The organism is Anaerolineales bacterium (assembly GCA_019637755.1).
GTDB lineage: Bacteria > Chloroflexota > Anaerolineae > Anaerolineales > UBA11579 > JAMCZK01.
This window is the reverse complement of the sequence record JAHBVC010000001.1, coordinates 849,264-872,975: the sequence shown is the minus strand read 5'-3', so window position 1 is coordinate 872,975 and position 23,712 is coordinate 849,264. Positions and strand designations below refer to the sequence as shown.

20 protein-coding genes and 1 tRNA gene are annotated in these 23,712 nt (G+C 62.5%); 15 read left to right on the top strand and 6 right to left on the bottom strand.

Annotated elements, in window-relative coordinates; all coding sequences use genetic code 11:
• Positions 1-19 precede the first annotated feature (19 nt).
• Together KF821_04355 and KF821_04350 are read left to right on the top strand one after the other, a co-directional pair.
• On the top strand, positions 20-1,135 hold the full coding sequence (locus KF821_04355; GenBank protein ID MBX3005044.1) for a hypothetical protein: 1,116 nt from the start codon (positions 20-22) through the stop codon (positions 1,133-1,135).
• Positions 1,136-1,144: 9 nt separating this feature from the next.
• Positions 1,145-1,651 (top strand): CopD family protein, encoded by a 507-nt coding sequence (locus KF821_04350; GenBank protein ID MBX3005043.1) that lies wholly within the window; start codon positions 1,145-1,147, stop codon positions 1,649-1,651.
• Here KF821_04350 and KF821_04345 read toward each other — a convergent pair.
• Positions 1,648-4,680: a DNA polymerase III subunit alpha gene (locus KF821_04345; GenBank protein ID MBX3005042.1), complete on the bottom strand. Its 3,033-nt coding sequence runs from the start codon at positions 4,678-4,680 to the stop codon at positions 1,648-1,650. The two genes, KF821_04350 and KF821_04345, sit on opposite strands and share 4 nt — an antisense overlap.
• A 96-nt stretch (positions 4,681-4,776) precedes the next feature.
• On the opposite strand from KF821_04345, the gene KF821_04340 reads away from it, so the two are divergent.
• A tRNA-Lys gene (locus KF821_04340) sits at positions 4,777-4,848 on the top strand.
• Between the two features lie 54 nt (positions 4,849-4,902).
• Positions 4,903-6,612 (top strand): aldehyde dehydrogenase, encoded by a 1,710-nt coding sequence (locus KF821_04335; GenBank protein MBX3005041.1) that lies wholly within the window; start codon positions 4,903-4,905, stop codon positions 6,610-6,612.
• Positions 6,613-6,665: 53 nt separating this feature from the next.
• On the opposite strand, the gene KF821_04330 is transcribed toward KF821_04335, so the two are convergent.
• Positions 6,666-7,997 carry a beta-glucosidase gene (locus KF821_04330; protein ID MBX3005040.1) on the bottom strand — a complete coding sequence of 444 codons (1,332 nt, stop codon included), beginning with the start codon at positions 7,995-7,997 and terminating at the stop codon, positions 6,666-6,668.
• A 50-nt stretch (positions 7,998-8,047) separates the two neighbouring features.
• Here KF821_04330 and KF821_04325 point away from each other — a divergent pair, with 50 nt between their 5' ends.
• From KF821_04325 to mutM, 9 genes are all read left to right on the top strand, one after another.
• A complete protein-coding gene (locus KF821_04325; GenBank protein ID MBX3005039.1) occupies positions 8,048-8,566 on the top strand; it encodes a molybdenum cofactor biosynthesis protein MoaB in 519 nt (172 codons plus the stop codon).
• An 83-nt stretch (positions 8,567-8,649) separates the two neighbouring features.
• A complete protein-coding gene (rpmB, locus tag KF821_04320) occupies positions 8,650-8,889 on the top strand; it encodes a 50S ribosomal protein L28 (protein MBX3005038.1) in 240 nt (79 codons plus the stop codon).
• Positions 8,890-8,906: 17 nt separating this feature from the next.
• A complete protein-coding gene (locus tag KF821_04315; protein ID MBX3005037.1) occupies positions 8,907-9,149 on the top strand; it encodes a hypothetical protein in 243 nt (80 codons plus the stop codon).
• Positions 9,150-9,163: 14 nt separating this feature from the next.
• Positions 9,164-9,466 (top strand): 30S ribosomal protein S18, encoded by a 303-nt coding sequence (rpsR, locus tag KF821_04310; protein ID MBX3005036.1) that lies wholly within the window; start codon positions 9,164-9,166, stop codon positions 9,464-9,466.
• 90 nt (positions 9,467-9,556) lie between these two features.
• On the top strand, positions 9,557-9,964 hold the full coding sequence (locus tag KF821_04305; GenBank protein MBX3005035.1) for a cobalamin B12-binding domain-containing protein: 408 nt from the start codon (positions 9,557-9,559) through the stop codon (positions 9,962-9,964).
• Positions 9,965-9,973: 9 nt separating this feature from the next.
• The gene (gene meaB, locus KF821_04300) at positions 9,974-10,969 is read left to right on the top strand and encodes a methylmalonyl Co-A mutase-associated GTPase MeaB (GenBank protein ID MBX3005034.1); all 996 of its coding nucleotides are present in this window, start codon (positions 9,974-9,976) and stop codon (positions 10,967-10,969) included.
• Positions 10,970-11,040: 71 nt separating this feature from the next.
• Positions 11,041-11,592 carry a GNAT family N-acetyltransferase gene (locus KF821_04295; GenBank protein MBX3005033.1) on the top strand — a complete coding sequence of 184 codons (552 nt, stop codon included), beginning with the start codon at positions 11,041-11,043 and terminating at the stop codon, positions 11,590-11,592.
• Between the two features lie 26 nt (positions 11,593-11,618).
• Positions 11,619-12,578: a ribose-phosphate diphosphokinase gene (locus KF821_04290; protein ID MBX3005032.1), complete on the top strand. Its 960-nt coding sequence runs from the start codon at positions 11,619-11,621 to the stop codon at positions 12,576-12,578.
• A 142-nt stretch (positions 12,579-12,720) separates the two neighbouring features.
• Positions 12,721-13,539, top strand: coding sequence for a bifunctional DNA-formamidopyrimidine glycosylase/DNA-(apurinic or apyrimidinic site) lyase (gene mutM / locus KF821_04285; GenBank protein ID MBX3005031.1), 819 nt, complete (start codon positions 12,721-12,723; stop codon positions 13,537-13,539).
• Positions 13,540-13,545: 6 nt separating this feature from the next.
• Here mutM and KF821_04280 read toward each other — a convergent pair whose 3' ends face one another.
• From KF821_04280 to KF821_04265, 4 genes are all read right to left on the bottom strand, one after another.
• The gene (locus KF821_04280) at positions 13,546-13,893 is read right to left on the bottom strand and encodes a DUF488 domain-containing protein (GenBank protein ID MBX3005030.1); all 348 of its coding nucleotides are present in this window, start codon (positions 13,891-13,893) and stop codon (positions 13,546-13,548) included.
• 62 nt (positions 13,894-13,955) lie between these two features.
• Entirely contained in the window at positions 13,956-14,201 is a 246-nt protein-coding gene (locus KF821_04275; GenBank protein ID MBX3005029.1) for a YdeI/OmpD-associated family protein, read from the bottom strand.
• Positions 14,201-15,049, bottom strand: a complete 849-nt coding sequence (locus KF821_04270) for an MBL fold metallo-hydrolase (protein ID MBX3005028.1) — start codon at positions 15,047-15,049, stop codon at positions 14,201-14,203. Before KF821_04270 ends, KF821_04275 begins: the two co-directional genes overlap by 1 nt.
• Before the next feature lie 12 nt (positions 15,050-15,061).
• Positions 15,062-19,096 carry a hypothetical protein gene (locus KF821_04265; GenBank protein ID MBX3005027.1) on the bottom strand — a complete coding sequence of 1,345 codons (4,035 nt, stop codon included), beginning with the start codon at positions 19,094-19,096 and terminating at the stop codon, positions 15,062-15,064.
• Between the two features lie 97 nt (positions 19,097-19,193).
• Between KF821_04265 and KF821_04260 the strand changes: the two genes are divergently transcribed.
• Together KF821_04260 and KF821_04255 are read left to right on the top strand one after the other, a co-directional pair.
• Entirely contained in the window at positions 19,194-19,610 is a 417-nt protein-coding gene (locus KF821_04260; GenBank protein MBX3005026.1) for a hypothetical protein, read from the top strand.
• A gap of 145 nt (positions 19,611-19,755) precedes the next feature.
• Positions 19,756-23,670: a DNA polymerase III subunit alpha gene (locus KF821_04255; protein MBX3005025.1), complete on the top strand. Its 3,915-nt coding sequence runs from the start codon at positions 19,756-19,758 to the stop codon at positions 23,668-23,670.
• Positions 23,671-23,712 lie beyond the last annotated feature (42 nt).

Here is a 23,712-nt window from a genome sequence, read left to right as displayed (position 1 = left end):
TACAGGTATAATCGCCTTCATGCCAGAGTCTGACAATATCGAGAACACCGTTCCCAGTTCTCCCAAAAAACGCACCAGCAAAACGCACACTCCCCCGGCCGCCAGTAGCGAGCCAGCGGCTGACGCCTCGTTGGCTGAGACGCAAGCTACCCCTAGCCTGCCGGAGGCTTCGCCTACCCAGGCGCCCGCAGGTTCCCCCGCGGCCCCTGCGCCCAAGCGCAGCCGCCGCTGGATCTTCGCTGTCGTGGCCGGCTTCGTGTTGGTGGTGGTCCTGGCGGTGCTGATCGGCGTACAGGCGGGCATTGCTTCGCGCACCGGGGCCGAAAGCCTGACGCGGGCCATCGAGGCCGAGACCCAGTTTCAGCTTGCCCAGGCGGATTTTCAAGCCGGGCGCTGTGAGTTGGCGCGCGAACGTTTCGTCTATGTCAGTGAGCTTAATCCGCAATACCCCGGCATCCTCGATAGCTTGTCGCAGGCGCTGCTGTGTGTAAGCGCCACCGCCACCCCGCAGCCCGATCAGGCCGGCCCCACGCCCACGCCTGATCTGCGCGGTCAGGACCAGGCCTATGCGGATGCCCAGGCCCAACTGGCCGCCAAGGATTGGGATGCACTGCTGCTCACCCTGGATACTTTGCGCACTAACTTCCCCAGCTTTAACCCGATCGAGATTGACGGCATGTACTACACCGCACTGCGCAACCGCGGCGTGCGGCGCATTCTGCCGCCGGTGGGTGACCTGGAAGGCGGCATCTATGATCTGAATCGCGCCGCGCAAATTGGCCCGCTGGATGCCGACGCGGTGATGTACCGCCAATGGGCGGTGAATTACATCGTGGGCCAGAGCTTCTGGGAAGTGGATTGGGAGCAGGCCGTGCAATACTTTCAGCCACTGGTGGCGGCCGCCCCCAATTTGCATGACATCAACTTCTTTACCGTACAAGACCGCTTGGCGACGGCCTCAGCCTTCTATTCGTTGGATTTGATTGACCGGGCCGAACGCCTGACCCGCGAAGAGAAGTGGTGCTCGGCCAATGAGTTGATGCTGCAGGCCGCCAGCTTTGCCCCGCTCTCGCCCGAGGATCAGGCCACCGCCGATAGCTACGCCAGTGCGTGCGCGGAACGCGGCGACGGGTAACCGGCCGGCATGAGCATCCCTCCCTGGGCATTGCTACTCTCTTTTTGGCTGCACATGCTGGCCACGGTGGCCTGGCTGGGCGGCCTGGCGGCGCTGGCGCTGTTCGTGCTGCCCAGCATGCGCCGCACCCTCAAACCGAAACAATTTGCCACCTGGGCAGATGCGCTCAATCGCCGCCTTGACCCGTTGGGCTGGTTTAGCCTGGGTTTGCTTACCTTCACTGGCCTGCTGCAGATGGATGGCAACGCCAACTATGAAGGCTTCCTCACGCTATCCAATCCGTGGGCCGTGGCGATTTGCCTTAAGCACATTGCCTTCTTTGGCATGCTGGCGGTATCCGGCTACCTGACCTGGAGCGTCACCCCGGCGTTGAGCCGGGCGGCTTTGCAGCGCGCCCAGGGGCGCAGCGACCGCCAGGAGGCGGCGCTGCTGCGCCGCTTCCAGCGTCTGATCGCGCTCAACCTGGCGCTCGGCGCGCTGGTGTTGGTATTCACCGCCATGGCGCGCATCGCCTAGCCGGCGAAATGCGTCACCCGGCTGGCGCGCAACAGTGGCTCCACCGCTTCGCGCCCGAGCTCCAAACGCCCCTCGACCATAAGTACCCTCTCGCCCTGAAAGCTGGCGCGGCCCTGGCGATAGACCTCAGCCGGGATGACCACGCGCAGCGTACCCTCTAAGTCTGCCAGATCCATGAAGTATAGATAGCCGCCGGCGCTGGTGCGTACCCGCCGCCAGCTTTGGCGCATGCCCGCCACGCGTATGATCTGGTTTGGCCGGGCCTGTGCCTCCAGCGTGCTGAGCGCCCCCGCGTGCTGGATGCGCGCGGCGTATACGTCGAGCGGGTGGGCTGCCAGGTTGGCGCCCAGCAGGCGCAGTTGGGCGGCAGCTTTTTGCGCCGCGGGCCAATCTGGCTGGTCGCTGGGCGTGCTATCAAACAAGGGCAACTGGCCGGGCAGCCAACTGCCGTTTTCCAGCGCATGGAGCAGGCTGGGAATGCTGCCCAGCCCCTCCAGCGCACCGGCTTCGATCAGATTGCGCGCCTCGGCGCGGCGTGGGGCGGCGCGCACCAGCAGATCGCTGAGCGAATGGAAGGGGCGCAGGGCGATCAGGCGCGCCTGGGTGTTGCGGGTGAGCTCGCGCAGTTGGGCCAGCCCCATGTAGAGGTGCGGCTGGCCGGCGTGGTAGCTGACGCTGAATTGCTCTTGCGAATGGTTGATGTGTGGCGCGTGCAGCGGCAGCCCCAGCCGGCGCGCTTCCAGCAGGTAGGTGTTTTGATCATAGTAGCCGCCCCAATTGGCCAGCACTGCCGCCATGAACTCCGCCGGGAAGTGGGTCTTGCACCAGGCCGAGCGCCAGGCGGTCAGCGCGTAGGAGGCGGCGTGCGCCTTGGGGAAACCGTAGCCAGCGAAGGCGGCCATCATGTCCCAGATGCGCTGGGCCTGTGCGGCAGGCACGCCGTGGCGTTGGGCGGCGCCGGCGATGAACTTCTCTTTGAGGGTTTGCATCTGCTTGCCAGGATCAAAATGGCTCATCGCCCGGCGCAGCAGATCAGAGTCTGCCAGGCTGAAGCCGGCCAATTCATGGGCCACGCGCAGCACTTGTTCCTGGTAGAGGAATACGCCGTGCGTCTCTTCCAACAATGGCTTGAGCGCGGGGTGGACGTGCTGCACGGGCTCTTGGCCCAGGTGGCGGCGCACGAAGGCATCCTTCAGGCCGCCGGTGAGCGGCCCGGGGCGAAACAGCGCCAGGGCCACCATAATGTTATCGATCGTATCGGATTGCACTTCTTTCAGAGTGGCGCGCATGCCGGGGCTTTCGATTTGAAAGCAGCCGATGGTGCGCCCATTGCGCACTGTTTCGGCGGTGGCCGGGTCACCATCGGGAATGTTGTCCAGCACCTCCAGGCGCGTACGGCCAAAGTGGGGATGGTGCTGGGCAATGTGCTGGGCGACATCACCCAACACGGTCAGACCGCGCGTGGCCAACAGGTCCATCTTCACCAGCCCCACTTTTTGCACGCCGCTCAGATCGTACTGGGTGACGGCGCGCCCGCTGGCGGCATGCTGCACAGGCACACTGTCAGTGAGCGAGCCGGTGGCGATGACGATGCCACCGGGGTGCAGCGAGAGATGGTGGGGCATATCCAGAATGGCACTTGCCTCCTGCAAGACGGCTTGCTGGCGCGGGCTGGTGAACTGGGTGTGCAGCTCGGCGTAGGGCTCGGCGGCGTCTTGTGGCTGGCCGGGCTGCCACCAGCGGTGGGGCAACTGGGCGGCCATACGCTTGATCTCCTCAGCGTTTAGGCCGTGCGCCTTGGCCACTTCGCGCAAAGCGGAGCGCAGCCGGAAGCGGTTGATGGTGGCTACCAGTGCCACGCGGGTAGGCCCGTACTCCTGGTAGACATGTTTAATGATCTCGTGGCGGCGCGCGGAGCAGATATCTGTGTCAATGTCCGGCGGGGTGGGGCGGGCCGGATTGAGGAAGCGCTCGAAGTACAGGTTCAGCCGCAAGGGGTCGGGCGTTGTGATGCCCAGGCAATGCGCCACCAGTGAAGAAGCCGCCGAGCCGCGCGAGGAGAGCGGCACATCTGCCCGGCGCGCAAAAGCCACGATCTCGGCCATGATCAGGAACAAGCTGGTGTAACCGCTGGCTTCGATGCTGGCCAGTTCGTGCTCCATGCGGGCGGTGAAGGCCGCGCTGCGCTCCGGGTAGTAGCGCGCAGCGCCTTGCAGGGTTTGCTGGCGCAGCGCTTCGATCGGCGTTTGCCCGGCGGGCAAGCGCAGTTCAGGGTAATTGGGGCGGTTAAGCTCGAGGCGGAAGTGACAGCGCGCCGCCACCGCGTGGGTAGCCTCCAACAGGGAGGGGTGCTGGGCGTAGGCGGCGTGCATCTCGGCCGGGCTGGGAAACCAGGCCTGGGGCGGCGCCGTGGCGCCAGCCGGCAGGCGCTGGCGGGGGGTGTTGAGCCGCATCGCCGTCAGGGTGCGTTGCAGCTCGGCTTGTTCGGGCTGTAGGTAGTAGACCGGCCAGCAGGCCACGGCGGGCAGCCCCAGCTGGCGCGCCAGGGCCAGGCTGGGCTCCACCGCCGTGGGCGGCGCTTGTAGGTAGCCGCGCCCGGCGAACAGTTGCGCTACGGCGGTCAGCTCTGCTGTGGGCATCAAGGGATCTGCTACGGCGGGTGAGCCCGCCAGGCACAGCAGCCCGGCGTGATTGCGCTGGAGCTCGGCCAACGACAACGGGCGGCGCTCGTCATTCTCTTCGTGTAGTAGCGCGCTGCTTAGGCGGCATAGGTTGGCCCACCCGCGCGCGTCTTCGGCCAGCAGCACCAGGGGCAGGCCGCCCGGCAGCACGACGTGCAGGCCGAAGAGCGGCTGGATGTTGTAGCTGGCACAGGCTTCGGCAAACTCCACCACGCCGCTCAAGCGGTTGTGATCGGTGAGGGCCAGGGCGGGCTGCCCGGCGGCGGCGGCCGCGGCGGCTAGCTCGGCGGGCGCTGGCACACCGGCCAGCAGCGAGAAATGTGAGTGGGCGTTGAGGTGCACAACCATGGGAACGTATGTTCTATTCTACTATGGGAATAGCTTCGGGCTGGATTTGCGACCTGGCCGCCGGGCGAAATAGTTTTGGTATAATTCCGCCTCTCTGGTCCCGTAGCTCAATGGTAGAGCAGTTGACTCTTAATCAATTGGTTGAAGGTTCGAGTCCTTCCGGGATCACAAAGACGGCCAACGGCCGTCTTTTTTGTTTCCTGGCGTAAAATTGCAGCCACTATGGCCGAAGCCCACGCGCCCGCTCGCACCCTGCCTGACCAAGCCGCCCTGGATGCCAAGCTGGCACGCCTGCAGCGCGGCAAGCAGGCCTGGGCGCAGTTGGCGGTGGCCGAGCGCATCGCCGTGATCGACCGGCTGTTCGCCGAGCTGCCTGCCATCGAGGAGCGCTGGATCGCCGCCAGCCTGGCGGCCAAGGGCGCCGCTCCGCACAGCCTGGCCGAAGGCGAGGAAACCTTCACGCTCACCGTCACCTACCGCCTGCTGCGCTATCTGCGCAAAGCACTGGTGGATATTCAGCAGGTGGGCCAGCCACGCCTGCCGGGCAAGGTGTGCTGGAAGCATGCCGGCGAGTGGCGCCTGGATGTGTTCCCGCAGACCCTGGCTGACCGCATTGCGATGCCCTTCATCCAGGCTGAGGTGCGCGTGCACGACAGCCTACAAGGTGATGAGCCGCCGCGGGCCGCCTTCTACCGCCAAACCGATCCGCCGGCCAAGACCTGCCTGGTGCTGGCCGCCGGCAACATTGCCTCCACCGTCAACTATGACTTTTTGCACAAGCTCTTCGTAGAAGGGCACGCAGTTATGCTCAAGATCAACCCGGTGAATGCCTACCTGGCTCCGTTGATCGAGGAGGGCTTCCGCGCCTTAGTGGAGCCGGGCTATATGCAAGTAGTAGAGGGCGATGCCGAGGTGGCCGCTTACTTGGTGGGGCATGCCGAGATCGATGAGTTACACCTCACTGGCTCTGACCGTACCTACGAGGCGATTGTGTTCGGTCCAGGAGAACAAGGCCAGCAGCGCAAGCGCAATCGCCAGCCCCTGGTGACCAAACCCTTCAGCGCGGAACTCGGCAACATTTCCCCGGTGATCGTGGTGCCCGGCCCGTGGAGCGCCGGCGATGTGCGCAAGCAAGCCGCCAAGATCGGCGGCTGGCTAGTGCGCAACGCCGGCTTCAATTGCATCACGCCGCGCATGCTGATCCAGCATGCGAGCTGGGGGCAGCGCCAAGCGCTCAACGAGGGCATCGCTAGCTATTTGGATGGCTTGGAGACGCGGACAGCCTATTACCCCGGCGCGGCGCGCCTGCACGCCAAGTTCCTGGCTGCCTACCCGGCGGCGCGCCAGCTCGGCCAGCCGGCGCCCGGCCACCTGCCGTGGACCTATGTGCCGGGCCTTGACCCAGCCGATCTGGATCAACTGGCCTTTTGCGAGGAGCCCTTCATCGGCCTGTTTTCGGAAACCGCGCTGGATGCGCAGGATACGGTGGAGTTCATCGCCAAAGCGGTGGAATTTGCCAACCAGCAATTGTGGGGCACCCTCTCCGCCTCGATTATCGTGCACCCCAAGAGCCTGCAAGACCCGCTGGTAGCGGCGGCCGTGGAGCAGGCGGTGGATGATCTGCACTACGGCACGGTGGTGGTGAACCATTGGGGCGCGCTGGGCTACTACATGTGCATCACCCCGTGGGGCGCCCCGCCGGGGCACGATAGGTATGACATCCAGTCGGGCATTGGATTCGTAAACAACCCGCTGATGTTCGAGCGCCCGTTGAAGTCAGTGGTGCGCGCTCCATTCGTCTCGTTCCCGGATCCGTATGATGCCCAGGCCAAGCACAGCTATCGCTATTTTCGCCAGGATACGCGCTATCACGCCAAGCCCAGCCTATGGAATTTAGTTAAGTTGCTGTGGCACGCGGTATTCAGTTGGTAGGGTGAATAGTGAGGAGTGAACAGTGAGCAGGAGTGCGATCCTGCAATCACGGCTCACGCTAGCTTATTCTCTTTGATGATCTGGGTGTACAGGCGCCCGCTATCTTTGATGATACGCGTCTGGGTTTCAAAGTCTACGTAGATCAACCCAAAGCGGCGGCTGTAGCCCCAGGCCCATTCAAAATTATCCAGCAGGCTCCAGGCGAAGTAGCCTTTGAGCGGCACACCCGCTTGGATGGCGCGCTGCGTGTGGTGGAGATAGGCGCGCAGATACTCCACGCGCGGCGCATCGTGCACGTGGCCGTCCTCGCTGACCTCGTCGGCGAAGGCGGCACCGTTCTCGGTGATGTAGTAGGCCGGGAAGGGATACTCGCGGTGCAGGCGCACCAGAATCTCCTCAATGCCCGGGGGATAGACTTCCCAGCCCATCTCGGTTTTGTGGCTGCCCACGGGTACGGTGATTGCCTCGGCTGGCGTGCTTTCGCTGCGGTGCACAGTACGGAAGTAGTGATTGACGCCCAGGAAATCCACTGGCGCAGCAATCGCTTCCAGATCGCCAGCGTGAACTACGGTGCGCAGGGTTTCTTCGTCCAGCGCAACGAATTCTTGAGGGTAGCCGCGGCCGGCAAGCGGATCGAGGAAGCGGCGGTTCTGCAGAGCATCGCCGATGCGTGCCGCCTGCACGTCTTCAGGCCGCGCGGATGCGGCGGTGTGTGGCTGCAGGTTGAGCACGATGCCCACCTGCGCCTGCGGCGCGTTGCGGCGCAGCACGGGCACGGCCAGGCCATGAGCTAACAAGAGATGATGTGTAGTGGCCACTTGCTCGGCGACGCTGGTGTGGCCTGGGGCGTGGCGGCCCTGCAAGTAGCCAGCATCCGCGCTCACCTGCGGCTCGTTGAGCGTAGCCCAACTAGCCACGCGGTCACCGAGGTGCTGGCTGGCCAGCTCGGCAAATTCTACAAAGGCTTCGGCAGTACTGCGCGCCGGCCAGCCGCCGCGGTCTTGCAGCGCTTGCGGCAGATCCCAATGGTAGAGCGTGGCATAGGGTTGGATGCCGGCTTCGAGCAGGCCATCCACCAGGCGGCTATAAAAATCCAGCCCCTTGGCGTTTACGCGGCCATAGCCTTCGGGCAGAATGCGGCTCCAGGCAATCGAGAAGCGATAGGCCTGCAAGCCCAACTGCTGCATCAGGCGGATATCGTCGCGCCAGCGATGGTAATGGTCACAGGCGCGATCGCCCGTGTGGCCGCCGAAGACTTTGCCCGGCGTGTGCGCGAAGCGATCCCAAATGCTCTCGCCGCGCCCATCTTCGCTGGCGGCGCCTTCGATTTGAAAGGCGGCCGTAGCAGCGCCCCATAGGAAATTGTCAGGGAAATGCTCCGTCATCGCCGGGCAGTATAAACGAGAAGCGTGGCGCGCCGCGATAAAATCAGAGCATGAGCCCATCGGACTCTTCGCAGGCCCATCGCCAACTGGCCGCCCAGCGTGGCCCGCTGGCCCTGGCGATCATCACCGTCAGCGATAGCCGCCGCGCCGAAACGGATACCAACGCGCACTACCTGCGCCCACAGATCGAGGCGTTAGGCCATCAGGTGGCTGCTTACCACATCGTGCCTGACGAGCCAGCCGAGATTCAAGCCGTATTGGATGCGCTGGCCGCTGGCCCGGCACAGCTGCTGCTGTTCAATGGCGGCACGGGCATCTCGCGGCGGGATACCACCTTTGATGTGCTGAGCCGCAATCTGGAGAAAACCTTGCCGGGTTTTGGTGAGTTGTTTCGTATGCTGAGCTATGCGCAGGTGGGGGCGGCGGCCATGTTTTCACGCGCCACTGCCGGAGTCTACCGCGGCAAGGTGGTTATCTCCACCCCGGGCAGCCCGGCGGCGGTGCAACTGGCCTGGGAGCAGCTGATTGCCCCCGAACTGGAGCACCTGGCCTGGGAAGTGGCGCGCTAAGGCTTTCGGGGCGGTGGCGCTGCAGCTCATTTTCCAAATTGCCCTTTCATTGGTATAATGTCCCGCTGCTAAGGAGTTTTTTCATGTCCAAACGATCATCCATCACCGGCAAGGGCCCCAGCTACGGCAACAATGTGCCTTTCTCCAAGAAGCGCAGTCGCCGCCGCTGGGATGTGAACTTGCAGGAGCGCCGCATTTGGGTGCCCGAGCTGAAGCGCTTTGTGAAGCTGCGCGTGACCACGCGTGATTTGCGCAGCATTGACGCGCACGGCTTGCTGGCCTACTTGCGCTCCAACGGCAAGACCCTGGCCGACGTTAGCTAACCCCCCAGGTAGAAGCCATGACGGTAAGCGAGCACATCGCATACAAGCAACAGCAACAGAGCCAGGCGCTGGCACGGCTGCAAGCCAACGAGCGCGTGGAGCTGGTGCGGGTGGCTGGGCCGGAGGATTGCAGCACGGCTCAGACGGTGCAAGGCGTCTACAACAAATTTGAAGTTCCCGTATTGCCGGTGGAAGGCTGCTCGCGTGCGGGCGGTTGCATCTGCAATTACGAACCTGTGTTGAAAGAAATTTATCCTTAGGAAGAGAAGTACGCATGGCATACCGAGACAATCGTGAAGACCGAGTAGAAGGCGAAGAGAGCAGCGAAGAGCGCAGTGGCGGCGGTCGTGGCCGCTTCTTCCGCAAGCCCAAGGTGGATCCGTTTGAGGCCGATAAGAACCTCAAGATCGACTACAAGGATGTGGATCTGCTCAAGCGCTTCCTGACCCCCGAGGGCAAGATCCGCCCGCGCCGCCAGACGGGTGTGATCGCCCGCAACCAGCGCAAGCTGGCCCGCGCCATCAAGCGTGCCCGCCACCTGGCGCTGCTGTCCTACACCGACCAATCGTCTGACTAAGCTGGCCACCATTACCAACGAACAGCCCCGCACTGCGGGGCTGTTTTTGTTGCTGGAGGAGCCACGGTTATAATCCCCTTGGGAGCATACATGACCGAAGAGAAGAAAATTCGTGTATTGGTGGGCAAGCCGGGGCTGGATGGGCACGACCGCGGCGCCAAGGTGATTGCGCGCGCCTTGCGCGATGCCGGCATGGAAGTGATCTACACTGGCCTGCGCCAGACCCCCGAAATGATCGCCGAAGCCACCCTGCAGGAAGATGTGGACGCAGTGGGGCTCTCGATCCTCTCCGGTGCGCACCTCACCCTGGTGCCGCGTATCATCGAACTCATTCGCGCCAACGGTCAAGACGATGTGCGTATTTTTGTGGGCGGCATCATCCCCGATGAAGACGTAACCAAGCTCAAAGAAATGGGCGTGGATGGCGTCTACGGCCCGGGCTCCCCGACCCACGCCATCATTGACGATATTCGCCGCCTCATCCCTAAGGCCAGCTAACGAGGCTGCGTGAGCGCCACTGACGCCGTCCTCCAGGGCGAACGCCTGGCCATCTCGCGCTTGTTGACCGAGGTGGAAAACGATACCCTCGCCGGCCAAACCGCGCTCAATCAATTGTTCATGCACACCGGCCGGGCGCATCTGATCGGTATTACCGGTGCGCCGGGCACCGGCAAATCCTCACTGGTTAATCAAATCGCCCTGCAGTATCGCCAGGCGCCCCAACCGCTAAAAGTTGCCATCGTTGCCGTTGACCCGAGCAGCCCGTTTACCGGCGGCGCCGTGCTGGGTGACCGTGTGCGCATGCGCGAGCTCTCCGGCGATCGCGGCGTCTTCATCCGCTCGATGGCCACGCGCGGCTCGCTGGGCGGCCTGGCGGCGGCCACCGCCGGCATGGCGCAGGTGTTGGACGCCGCCGGCTTTGATGTGATCCTCATCGAGACCGTAGGCGCCGGGCAATCTGAAGTGGAAGTGGCCAAGCTGGCGCATACCGTGCTGGTGGTAGATGTGCCCGGCCTGGGGGATGATGTGCAGGCGATCAAAGCGGGCATTTTGGAGATCGCCGATATTCTCGTGCTTAACAAGGCGGATCGCCCAGGTGTGGAGGCGGCCGAACGTGCCCTGTTGGGCATGCTCAAGCTGGGCCATCCTACTAAGCACTTAGTGCAACATCACGGGCATGTAGAAGAAGTGCTGGCGCCCGCAGATGCCGCAGTAGACGATTGGCTGATCCCGATCCGGCGCACGGTGGCCACCGACGGCAGCGGCCTGCCAGAACTGTTGGCAGCGCTCGCCCAGCACAAAGCGCACTTGCAGGCCAGCGGCGATTGGCAGCGGCGTGAACGCGCCCGCTTGCACACCCAGTTGGAAGACCTGGTGGGGCGCACCCTAATGAGCCGTTGGCGCAGCCAGTTGGCGCCGGGCGCTTACGCCGCCGTGCTGGAGCAACTGGTGGCGCGCCAGCTCTCGCCGCGCCAGGCCTTGCAGTCCTTGCTGGCCGAATAGATTTTTTGTGCGCACGCCTATTCGGCAGTATCATGTGAGCTGACCCGGTTTCGCCTGATTGGAGTTCGCTTGTGATCCTTGGCAAACGTATCCGCCTGCGCGGCGTGGAACGCGAAGACTTGCCGCTGTTTCTCAGTTGGCTGAATGACCGCGAGGTGCGCCGCAACTTGGCCGGTGACTGGCCGCTCTCCATGGCGCAGGAAGAGCGCTGGTTCGCACAACTGCCCAACCGCTCGCTGCACGAGCAGCCGCTGGTGATCGAAATTCCGCATGAAGGGGGCTGGTTGCCGATCGGCAATTGCAGCTTCCATAATCTCAACTGGCTGGATCGCAACGCTGAACTGGGGCTGATGATCGGCGTTAAGGCGCACTGGAACCAGGGCTATGGCACCGAGGCGATGCAACTGATGCAGGCCGTGGGTTTTGAAACCCTGAACCTGCACCGCTTGTATCTGCAGGTGTATGAGCGCAACCTGGCGGGCATCCGCGCCTATGAGAAAGCGGGCTTCGTGCATGAAGGCCGCCAGCGCCAGGGGCGGTACAATGAAGGCATGTACTTGGACGTGCTCATCATGAGTATTTTGCGCCCCGAATGGGACGCGCGCAACGAGGGCGCACAATGACCGCGGCGGCACGCAGCAACAAAGGCCTGTACGGCGATATCAAGTTGTTCACCGGCAGCGGCAACCCTGAGTTGGCGCAGAAAATTGCCGAATACCTCCACGTTCCGCTCAGCGGGCGCGACATCATCGAATTCTCCAATGAAAACATCATGGTGCGTTTGCACGGCAGCGTGCGAGGCCAGGATGTGTATGTGATCCAATCCACCGGGCGGCCGGTGCAGCGCAACTGGATGGAGCTGCTGATCATGCTGCAAACGCTGCGCCTCGATTCGGCGGCGCGCATTACGGCGGTGATCCCGTATATGAGCTACGCGCGCTCCGACAAGAAGGACCAGCCGCGCGTGCCGATCGTGGCGCGCTTGATGGCCGATATGGTGCAGATCGCCGGGGCCGATCGTTACATGACGCTGGACCTGCACGCGGGCCAGATCCAGGGCTTCTTCTCCATCCCGGGCGATGTGCTCACCGCCTTCCACATTCTTTCCAAGCATGTCGGTGATCTGTGCAAGACGCTGAAAGACCCGGTGGTGGTGAGCACGGATCTGGGCTTCGCCAAGCGGGCGCGCAACTTTGCGGAGCGCATCAACGTGCCGCTGGCAATTATTGAGAAGCGCCGCACCCCACACGACGCGCGTACCGAGGCGATGAGCGTGGTGGGTGACGTGGTGGATAAGGATGTGATCCTGCTGGATGATGAGGTGGATACCGCCGGTTCGGTTTCCAATGCCATTCAGTTGTTGAAAAAGACCGGCGCTCGCGATGTGTATCTGGTGTTTGTGCACGCGGTGCTTTCCGGGCCGGCCATCGAGCGCCTCTCGAGCCAGCCACTGGCCGGCATCATCACCACGGATACCGTGCCGATCGCCGAGGAAGACAAACGCAAACTGGGCGATAAGCTCACCATCCTCTCGGTCAACGAATTGCTCGGCGAAGTGATCGACCGTGCCCACAAGGGGGTGAGTGTGGGCCAGATGTTCAATGAGTAAGAGTTGACAGCTTACAGCGTACAGTTGACAGTTTACGGTTTACAGCCGACAGTAAGAGCAACCACAAGAAAATGAATAGTACTCGCTACAGTTGTGGCTGTTTTCTCTGTCATCAGTAGACTGCCAACTGTAAACTAAAAACATGCCCGAACTTCCCGAAGTTGAAACTGTTGCGCGCTCGCTGGTAAGCGGGCACCCCGAAGGCCTCAGCGTGCTGGGCCGCCGTTTCCGCGGCGCCCAGGTGAGCTGGAGCCGCAGCATTGCCGCGCCCAGTGCGCGCCGCTTTGCGGCGCAGCTCGCCGGGCGCCAGGTGCTGGCCGTGGGGCGGCGCGGCAAGTACATTCGCCTGGATCTTTCGCAAGGCAGCTTGCTGGTGCACCTGCGCATGAGTGGGGACCTGCTGCTGGGGCGCGGCGAAGCACCGCTCAGCCGCTTTGCCCGCGTGCAAATGTTCTTTGATGATGATGTGCAGTTGAGCTTTGATGATGCCCGCAAATTTGGGCGTATTTGGCTGCTGGATGACCCCGAAGTGGTGCTGAGCAAGCTTGGCCCTGAGCCGTTCGATGTGGCCCTGACGCCAGCGGTGTTTCAGCGCATGCTGGCCGAGCGCAATCGCCAGCTAAAGCCGCTGCTGTTGGATCAGGCGTTTCTCGCCGGGTTGGGCAACATCTATGTAGATGAGGCGTTGTGGACGGCGCAGTTGCACCCACTGCAGGCTAGCCAGAGTGTGGATGCGGCGGGCGCCGGGCGGCTGTTGCGCGCCATTCGCAAAGTGCTGCGCGAAGGCATCCGGCGCAATGGCGCCAGCATCGATTGGGTCTATCGTGGCGGCCAGTTTCAGAATTACTTCAAGGCCTACCAGCAAACTGGTGAGCCGTGCCCACGTTGTGGCACTCCGATCACTCGCATGGTGGTGGGCCAGCGCGGCACCCACTACTGCCCCAATTGCCAGCGGCTTTAGCCGAGCTTATGAGCCTAGATACGCTTGCAGCACCACCGCCTGGTTATGCTGTGTATCTTTAGCGCCGTAAAGCAAGGTGATCGTTTTGTGCTCTTTGGCGAGCTGGCGCAAACTCTTGAGGGCCGGGTTGGTTTTTAGCTCGCTTTTGTAGCGCCGGCTGAATTCGGGAAATTTCTCAGGGTCGTGGCCGAACCAGGTGCGTAGCTCCGCGGAGGGGGCGATGTCTTTGAGCCACAGATCGACTGCGGCCACTTCTTTTTTGACGCCGCGCGGCCACAGGCGATCCACCAGGACGCGATAGCCATCGCTGGCCTGGGCTTTCTCATAGATGCGCTTGATTTTGAACGTGCTCATTCCTGCCACCTAACTACTAAAGACAGTTTGCTGGGATAGGGGCCAACCTAGGGGGGGCCTAGCTAGCGTGGGCTCCATTTCATTTTCATGTACACCCCGCCGCGCTGCAACTCATCCAGCATTTGCTCCAGGCGCTTTTGGCGCGTAGCTGGCCGCACTGCCCGTCCGATCCAGGCGAGATAGTCATTCTGTTGGTAGGCGGGGCGCTGGAGGTAGGCGGTTTGCAGGCCGCGAGCGCGCAAGGCAGCCTGCACATCGGCGGGCATGGATACACGTGGGCGTTGCAGCCGAGAGAAATCGCTAGCCATCAATCCTCCGTGGGGGCGCTGGCCGCGGCCAGCACTTTTAGTTTGCCTTCGCTGGTGCGAGTGAGCGTGCCGACCGGCATGGTGGTGTCGTGCTCAAAGACCAGGGTGGCTTGCGTTTCCAGCGCCCAGTCTTGCCAGTAGCCTTTGGTGCGAATGGTCTCGAGCGGCTCTACATCGTAGGCGGTGACCCAAGCGCGGCGCTCCATGTGCACCGCGTAACTGGTCAGGTCGGCCACGTACAGCAGCGGGCGCGGGTCGCCTTCGTAGAGGATGCACTGCATGGCACGTGTGTGCCCAGGGGTGACTACGCAGCGCACCTCTTTGGTGACCTGGGTATCGCCATGCAGCAGGCGCAGCTTGCCTTGCTCCCACAGTGGCACATAGTTCTCGGGTAGGTAGGTGGCCCGCGTGCGCTCGTTGGTGTGCATCGCATCCGCAAATTCGAGGCGCTGCACCCAGTATTCGGCTTTGGGGAAGGTGGCGGCCAACTGGCCGTCGATCAGGGTGGTATTGCCGCTGCAGTGATCACCGTGCAAATGGGTATCCAGCACGATGTCAACATCTTGCGGGCGCACGCCGTGGGCGGCCAGGTTCTCGAGCAGGCGGCCTTGCGGATACTCCAGGTTCCACTGGCGCACGCCCTTCTCGTCCAGCTTGTCGCCCAACCCGGTATCCACCAGGATGGTCTTGCCCTCTGAGAAGATCAGCATGCAGGTGAGGTCCATCGGCACCAGGCCGTGCTCGTTGGCCTGCTGGGTGCGGCCCCACAGGGCGCGCGGCACCAGGCCGAACGGGCCGCCGGGGTCTACCCATACGCGGCCGGAAGGGATCAGGTGCCATTCAGCCATGCGGTGTGCTCCTTACTTCTTTTTGCGGCGGCGGCGCTTGTTGTTTTTGGCGTCACCGGGCGCTTCGGTGGCCGGTGCGGCTTCGGTGGGTGCGGCCGCGGCAACGGCCGGTGACGCCGTGCGTGCCAGGCTGGGGGCGGCGGCTGGCCCAAAGGTGAACATGCGATTGACCAAGCTGCTGCGCATATCAGCGAACAGGGTCTGGAACATCTTGAAGGCTTGCGCCTTGTACTCCACCAGCGGATCGCGCTGGGCGTAGGCTTCCAAGCGAACTGAGATGCGCAACGCTTCCATGCGCGTGAGGTAATCCACCCACAGTTCGGAGATCACGCGCAGCAGCACCTGGCGATAGCTCTCATTCAGGGCGCGGCGGCCGAGCTCGGCTACGGTCTTGACGCGCGCCTCAGCGGGCAGCGTGCTGAGTGGCTGGCTGCCCAGCGCGGCGGCAGCCTCAGCGCCGATGGCGCGGCGCACGCTGTCGGCCGCTTGCGGGGTCAGCTCGCCCAGGCTGCGGCTAGCCACCGCGTCCCAGGCGCCCTCGCCCCAGACCGCTTCGGTGGCGCGGCGGGCGTTTTTGAGGTGGCTGAGGATGCGGTCACTGGCTTGTTGTTCGCTAAAGCCATCCACAAAGCTGGCGGCATAGTAGGCCAGGCTCAGGCGCCGGCGGCGTTGCACCACCTGTTGGTGATTGCGTTTATCGAAGCTAGTCACGCGGCTTTCCGGCATGGCCAGCAGGGCGCTGAGTAGCTTCAGCTCGCTGAGTGCGGCGTCTCCCTGGCTGAGAATTTGAGCGACTTCGCGCGCAATTTGGCCATCGCCACTGCCGATCAGACGTTCCTGGCGGGCGGCGAACTCGCTGCGAATGGTTTCTTCCAGTTGGGTGCTGATCTGCGGCCAATCCTGCGTGGCCAGTTCGGCCGCCTTCAGGCCGAGGTCGGTTTCCAGGCGGCGTTCCACTGCGCCCAGCACCCGCAGCACGGTTTGCTCAGTGAGATTGCTGGCCACCTGTTCGTAGATCTGGTCGGCGGCGGCTTCGGGGTTGTCGCGCAGCAACTTCTGCATGGTGCCATCGAGCTTTAGGGGTACGTGCAGCAGGTTGCTCAACTCGGCGCTGATCTCGGCAGCGCTGCGCGGGGCTTCCTCTTCGTTGAGGCGCAGCCCCTGCTTGAAGGTCTCGATCGTCTCCAGGCGCTCATCGAGCTGCTGGTCCAGGCGCGCCTGGTGCGTCTCCACCAGGCCGGCCAGGCTGCTGAGCAGGTGGTCGCGCTCGGCATCGAGGGCACGGCGGGCAATCTCGTTGAGGGCTTGCTGTGCTTCGGCGGTGGTGGTTAGGCCCTTGCTGTTCAACTCGTCGAGCAACAGTTGAAAAGTGAATGAAGGCACCGGGATGCTGTTGATGATCAGAGTAGGCTGGATCTGCTCCAGCCAGGCCAGCAACTTCCACGCCCCGTCGCTATCCGCTAGGGCGGCAGGCACCCGCTGGCTGATCTCCTCTTCCAGCATTTGCAGCACATCGTCGGTGAGATCATCCTTGGACATGATCAGATCGCGCTGGGCGTAGACCGTAGCACGCTGCGAGTTGAGCACATCGTCGTATTCCAGCAGGTGCTTGCGCGCGTCAAAGTTGGCGCCTTCCACGCGGGTTTGCGACTGCTCAATGATGCGGCTGACCAGCCCATACTCCAGCGGCAGGGAATCATCCATGCGCATGCGCTTCATGGCAGTTTCCACCTGCTCGCCGCCAAACAAGCGCATCAGGTCATCTTGCAGGGAGAGATAAAAGCGCGAGGAGCCGGGATCGCCCTGGCGGGCGGCGCGGCCGCGCAGCTGATTGTCAATGCGGCGCGCATCGTGGCGCTCGCTGCCGATGACGTGCAGGCCGCCGAGCGTCTTGACCTTGCTCATCTCCTCCACCGATTGGAGGAAGTACTCCACTTCCGCGCGGTAGATGCCAAAATCATCGGGCTGCATCTGTAGCAGCAGGGCACGCTGCTCGTCGTAGCTGAGCGCGTAGGCATGGCTGTGCCCGGCGCGGCGCAGCACGCGCTGCACGGCGCTGGTCACTTCTTCGGCAATTTCACCGCCCAGCTTGATATCCACGCCACGGCCGGCCATGTTGGTGGCAATCGTCACCGCGCCGAAGGCGCCCGCGCCGGCGATGATCTGGCTCTCTTCGGTGTGCTTGCGGGCATTGAGCACCTGGTGCGGCACGCCGCCCTGGATCACGTTGACCAGGCGCGGGGCATCTTCGGCGCTCAGGCCCAGCAGCTTCAACAGCACCGGCAGGTTTTCTTCGTTCTGCAGGTTGAGCTGTACGTTCAGATCGCGCCCAAACTGGCGCAACTGGGCCACGTTGAGCTTTTCCAGCGGTTCATACAGGAATTGAAGCTCAGGGATCACGAAACCTTCATCGGTCTTGTTGTTCTTTCTCAACCAGGCTTGGCGCAGCAGCATGGCTTGCAATAGGCGCTGGATCGGCTCGGCGCGCAGGCGGCCGGAAAGCTGGTCGGAGCGTTCTACTGAGGTGGTGCCCACCAGGATCGGACGCCCGATGACATGCACGCCAATGATCTCCTGCACGATCGAGCGCAATTTAGCTTCCTCGGTGCGGTAGACCACGTCAGGGTAATCTTTGCGGCGCCACAGCACCGGCATCTTTTCTGCATCGTCACGGCGGGCAAAGTAGGTGAAGCGATAGCCTTGCTCGTCTTTGCTTTCCACTTCCTGCAGCGCGGAATCCTTGCGTGAGGCGGCGTATTCCACCTGCGGCGGCAGAGCCACCACTTCCAGGTTGTAGATCTTGGTGAATTCTTCGGCTTCGGTGAGGGCCGTACCGGTCATCCCGGCCAGCTTGGTGTACATGCGGAAATAGTTTTGGATGGTGATGGTGGCGTAGGTGACGTTCTCACTCTCCACCTTTACGCCTTCTTTGGCCTCGACCGCCTGGTGCAAACCATCGGACCAGCGCCGGCCGGGCATCAGGCGCCCGGTGTGCTCGTCAATGATCACCACCTGGCCGCCCTGCACCAAATAATCCTTATTGCGCTTGAAGAGGAACTGGGCGCGCATGGCTTGCTCGATGAAGCCCATGCTGCGCGCCTGCTCAGGGGTGACGTCCTCCGGGCGTTCGGGGTCGCTCAGCGGCGTGCCAAGCAGTTGCTCGAGATGCACGGTGCCCACTTCGGTGAGCGTGACGGTGCGGTCTTTCTCGTTGACTTCGTAGTCTTCGGGGTTGAGGCGCTTGACCACCTGGGCCATCTTGACGTAATGCTCGGCCTCATCGTGCGCCGGGCCAGAGATGATCAACGGGGTGCGCGCTTCATCGATGAGTACGTTATCCACCTCATCGATCACGGCGTAGTTATGGCCGCGCTGCACCTTCTCTTCCATGCTCATGCGCATGTTGTCACGCAGGTAATCGAAGCCGAACTCGCTGTTGGTGCCATAGGTGATATCGGCTTGATAGGCCTCACTGCGCTCCACCAGGCGCAGTTGGTGCTGGTCTTCGTGAGGGGATTCTTTTTCCAGATCCACTAGATAGGCCCAGCGGCCGCTATCGGTGCGCGTGCCCATTTGCAGCACGCCGATGCGAATGCCCAACAGGGCGAAGATTGGCCCCATCCAGCGCGCATCGCGGCGCGCCAGGTAATCGTTGACGGTGATCAGGTGCACCCCGGCGCCGCTCAGCGCGTTGAGGTACAGCGGCAGAGTGGCCACCAGGGTTTTGCCCTCGCCGGTGCGCATTTCGGCAATGTGGCCATCGTGTAGCGCCATGCCGCCCATGAGTTGCACATCGTAGGGGCGCAGCCCCAACGTGCGCTTGCTGGCCTCGCGCACGGTGGCGAAGGCCTCGGGCAGCAGCTCATCCAGGCTTTCACCGGCGGCCAGCCGCTGGCGAAATTCGGCGGTCTTGGCGCTGAGCTGCGCCTCAGTAAGAGCCTCAAACTGAGGCTCCATGGCGTTAATTTTTTCGACAGATTTGGTGTAGGCCTCGAGGACCTGCTTGTTGGGGTCACCAGCAATGATTTTGGCTATGTTTTTGAACATATTGGGGCTAATACTCCATGAAACGCGATTATAACCCCCGATATTTTGCGTCTGTTGGCCGCTCAAAAGTTCCTATGCAGGTCTTATACTTGCGCGCATGCGCCCCAATCGTTCGATGCCCAGCAGCGAGGTGATCCCCACCTTGGCCTACCCGGATGTGCTGGCGGCGGCCGATTGGCTGTGCACCGCCTTTGGCTTTCGCCCGCGGCTGCGCATCGCTAGCCATCGCATCCAGCTCAGCATCGGGGACACCGGCAGCGTGGTGCTGACGCAAGGCGCGTTGCCGATCGGTGCGCTGGATAGCCATAGCCTGATGGTGCGCGTGGCTGATGTGCACGCCCACCATGCGCAGGCCCGCGCGGCCGGGGCGCAGATTCTGGCTGCCCCGCAGGATTTTCCCTATGGCGAGTGCCAATACCGCGTGGCTGACCTGGCGGGGCATGTGTGGACCTTCTCCGAGACCCGGCGCGACAGCGATCCGGCGGAGTGGGGCGGAATTTTGTCCGCTAGCTAAGCCTGCCACGCGCCCCAATCTTAAAATCCCGCAAATTTAAGCTTCATGGGTAGTTTCGTTCTGCTCAGAATGCTAGAATCACTGTGTTAACGCGTTGCCTGGCCTTGCGATCAGCGCATCAACACTCGGCAATCCAAAATCTCAAATGACCTCCTCCTTCGTCCACCTGCATGTCCACACCGAGTACTCGCTGCTGGACGGATTCAGCAAGATCCCCAAGCTGGTGGCGCGCGCCAAGGAGTTGGAGATGCCCGCCCTGGCGATCACCGACCATGGCGCGTTGTATGGCGTGATCGATTTCTTCAATGCCGCCAACAATGTCGGCGTCAAGCCCATCATTGGCATTGAAACCTACCTGGCGCAGCGCAGCATGCAGCAGCGCGACCCGGAGCTGGACAAGAAATCCTTCCATATGTTGCTGCTGGCCGAGAATGCCACCGGTTACCAAAACCTGCTCAAGATTGCCTCCGCCTCGCAACTGGACGGTTTCTACTACTTCCCGCGTATCGATCGTGAATTCTTGGCGGCCCATTCCGAAGGGCTGATCGCGACCTCTGGCTGTCTGTCAGGCGAGGTGCCACGCGCCATCCAAAAGGAGAACCTGGCCGAGGCGCGTGCCAAGCTGGATTGGTACTACGAAGTCTTTGGCCCCGAACGCTTCTTCCTTGAGTTGCAGCCGCACGAAATGGAAGACCAGAAGCGCGTCAACCGCGTCCTGCGTGAGCTCGGCCCGCGCTACCAGAGCCGCTACATCGCCACCAATGACGTGCACTACATCAATAAAGAAGATGCACGTTTGCAAGACGTGCTGCTGTGTGTACAAACCAGTTCGCTGCTCAGCGATGCGCGCCGCATGCGCATGAACGGTGAGTTTTACCTGCGCAGTAGCCAGGAAATGGAGCAACTGTTTGGCGAGGTGCCCGAGGCGCTAAGCAATACGCTGCTGATCGCCGAGCGCTGCAATGTGGACCTGAGCACCCGTGGCTACCGCTTGCCGCAGTTTGACGTGCCCTCTGGCCACACGCCGGAGAGTTACCTGCGCAGCCTGTGCGAGCAGGGCCTGCCGCGTCTGTACCCGGGCCGCGAACAGGCCGCCGATGTGCAGGCGCGCCTGGAGCACGAGCTCAGTACGATCATTCAGATGGGCTTTGCCGCGTACTTCCTGATCGTGTGGGATCTGTGCAAATATGCCAAAGAGCAGGGCATTTGGTACAACGCCCGCGGCTCGGCGGCCGGTTCGATCGTGGCTTATCTGCTGGGCATCACCCTGGTGGACCCTCTGGCTCACGGGTTGATCTTCGAGCGCTTCCTTAATGTAGACCGCATCAGCATGCCCGATATTGACCTGGACTTCCAGGACGATAAGCGGGCGCGCATGCTGGAGTACGCTGCCCACCGCTACGGCGATGACCGTGTGGCGGCGATCATCACTTTCAACAAGCTCAAGGCGCGGGCTGCGGTGCGTGATGTGGGCCGCGTGATGAATGTGCCGCTCAGCGATGTGGACCGCGTGGCCAAGCTGATCCCCAACATCCCCGGCAAACCCGTCACGATCACCGAGGCCCTGGAAGAGATTCGCGAGCTCAAGGCCGAATACAACAGCAACCCCACGTCCAAGGAGTTGCTCAACACCGCGATACAGATGGAGGGCGTGATCCGCGGTGCGGGCACACACGCCGCCGGTGTGGTGATTGCCGACGATGAGATCGTGAACTATGTGCCGCTGCATCGCCCCACTGGCGCGGCAACCGACGATACGCCGATCAAGAAGCTGACCCAGTTTGAGATGGCCACGCTTGAATCGCTGGGCCTGCTCAAGGTGGACTTCCTGGGTTTGGCGACGCTCACCATCATGCAGCGCGCCTGCGCGCTGATCAATGCCCGCCACGGGGTAGAGCTCAACCTGTACAACATCCCCATCGATGATCCGGCTACGTATGAGCTCTTAGGGCGCGGCGAAACCGCTGGCGTCTTCCAGTTTGAAGGTTCGGGCATGCGCCGCTGGATGGTGGCGATGAAACCCAAGATGCTGGAGAACGCCGTGGCAATGGTGGCGCTGTTCCGCCCCGGGCCGATGGATTTCATCCCCACCTATATTGCGCGTATGCACGGCAAGGAAGACGTAAAATACGCGCACCCTAAGCTCGAAAGTATCTTTGCCGAGACCTATGGCATTCCGGTGTACCAAGAGCAGCTAATGTTCGCGGTGATGCAGGTGGCTGGCTACACCCCCTCCGAAGCCGATGATCTGCGCAAAGCGATTGCCAAGAAGATCGAAGCCAAACTGCACAAGCACCGCAAAAAATTCATTGATGGCGCCGTCAAGCAGGGCATTGCTGAAAAGACCGCCGAAGGCATTTTTGCGGACTGGGAGAACTTTGCCCGCTATGGCTTCAACAAGGCCCACGCTGCCGATTATGGGCTGATCGCCGTGCAAACCGCGTACCTCAAAGCGCACTACGCGGTGGAGTACATGACCGCCTTGCTCTCGGTCACCCAGGGCGATACGGATAAAGTGGCCGCCTACATTGCGGATTGCCAGCGCATGGGCATTGACGTCCTGCCCCCGGATATTAACTACAGTGTGTGGGATTTTGCGGTCGAGGATCGCCAGACGCAAGCCGCCATCCGCTTTGGCTTGGGCGCGGTGAAGAACGTGGGCCGCGGCGCGATCGAAGCGATTATTGCCGGGCGCGAGCAGGGCGGGCACTCACAACCCTTCGAAAACCTGAGCGAGTTTGCCCACCGCGTCGACCTGCGCCATGTGGGCAAGCGCCCGCTGGAGAGTTTAGTGAAGGCCGGCGCGTTGGATGCGTTTGGTGACCGGCATGCCTTGCTGGCGGTGGTGGACCAGGTGGTAGCTACCAGCACGGCGCATTTTGCCGCCAAAGAGGCTGGCCAGTTGAGCATGTTTGACGCCAGCAGCGGCATGCAGCAGGCGATCAGCTTGGCGCCGGCAAACCATGCCGATGAAGAATTTGCCCGGCGCGAACGCTTGGGTTGGGAACGCGAAGTCATCGGCTTGTATGTTTCGGACCATCCGCTGAGCCAGATGATGAGCACCATCGCCGAGGTGGTGACACATAAATCCAGCGAGCTGGGCGAGGCCCAGCACGAAGAACGCGTGCGCGTGGCCGGGCAGGTGAAGACCTTCCGTAGCTTCCAGACCAAGCGCGGCAAGGATATGGCCTTCGTCACCCTGGATGATGGCCTCGGGTTAATTGAGCTTGTCGTCTTTCCCGAAACCTGGAAGCGCTTTGCCAACCTGGTGCAACTGGATAACCTGGTGCTGGTAGAGGGCAAGGTAGATGCTGAAAACGCTGAGCCCAAAGTGCTGGTGGATAAGATCGATACCAACTTCAACCTGGTGAAGCCACTGGAGCCGGCGCCGGCCGCCATTCCGCCGGCCCAGCCGGTGGCGGCGGCAGCCAGCCCGGCGCCCCAAGCGGCGGGCATAGAGGAGCCCGAGGTTGAGATGGACATGCCCGAGATGCCGGCCGAGCCGGAGACCTTTGCTGACGATTGGTGGGACGTGCAGGCGCAGGACCATGCCCCGATGGCCAGCGTGCCGCTTGAGGGCGGCGACGAGCACACCATCGCCATGGATCTCAGCGAGCCGGTGTATACCGCCGAGCTGCCGGCGGAAGCGCCGCTGGTACAAGACCCAGCCGCTCCGGCTGCCCGCACGGCGGCCAGCGAGCTTGGCGCCAGCGTCAGTCCGGCAATCGCCGGGCTACCCGCCCAGCCGCGCCCGGCGCCCCTGCCGCCGATGGTGGCGCTGCCCCCCGGCGGCGCCGAGCACCCGCCGCGCATCGCCACGCTGTATCTGCGCAGCCTGGGCGATAAGCTGCGCGATATCTTGCATATTCGCCGGGTGCATGGCGAGATCATCAGCTACCCGGGCAAAGATCGCTTCAATTTCTATGTCTTTGAGGGCCGGCGTAGTTACCTAATCGAGTTCCCCAATGACACTACGGACCTTAACGAGGAGCTGCTGGCGCGCCTGGAAGGGTTGCTTGGCCCCAACAACGTGCTGGTGGAAGATTTACAGATCCATTAGTTCGCTAATCAAAACCAATCGATTAATCGATTAACAGATTTG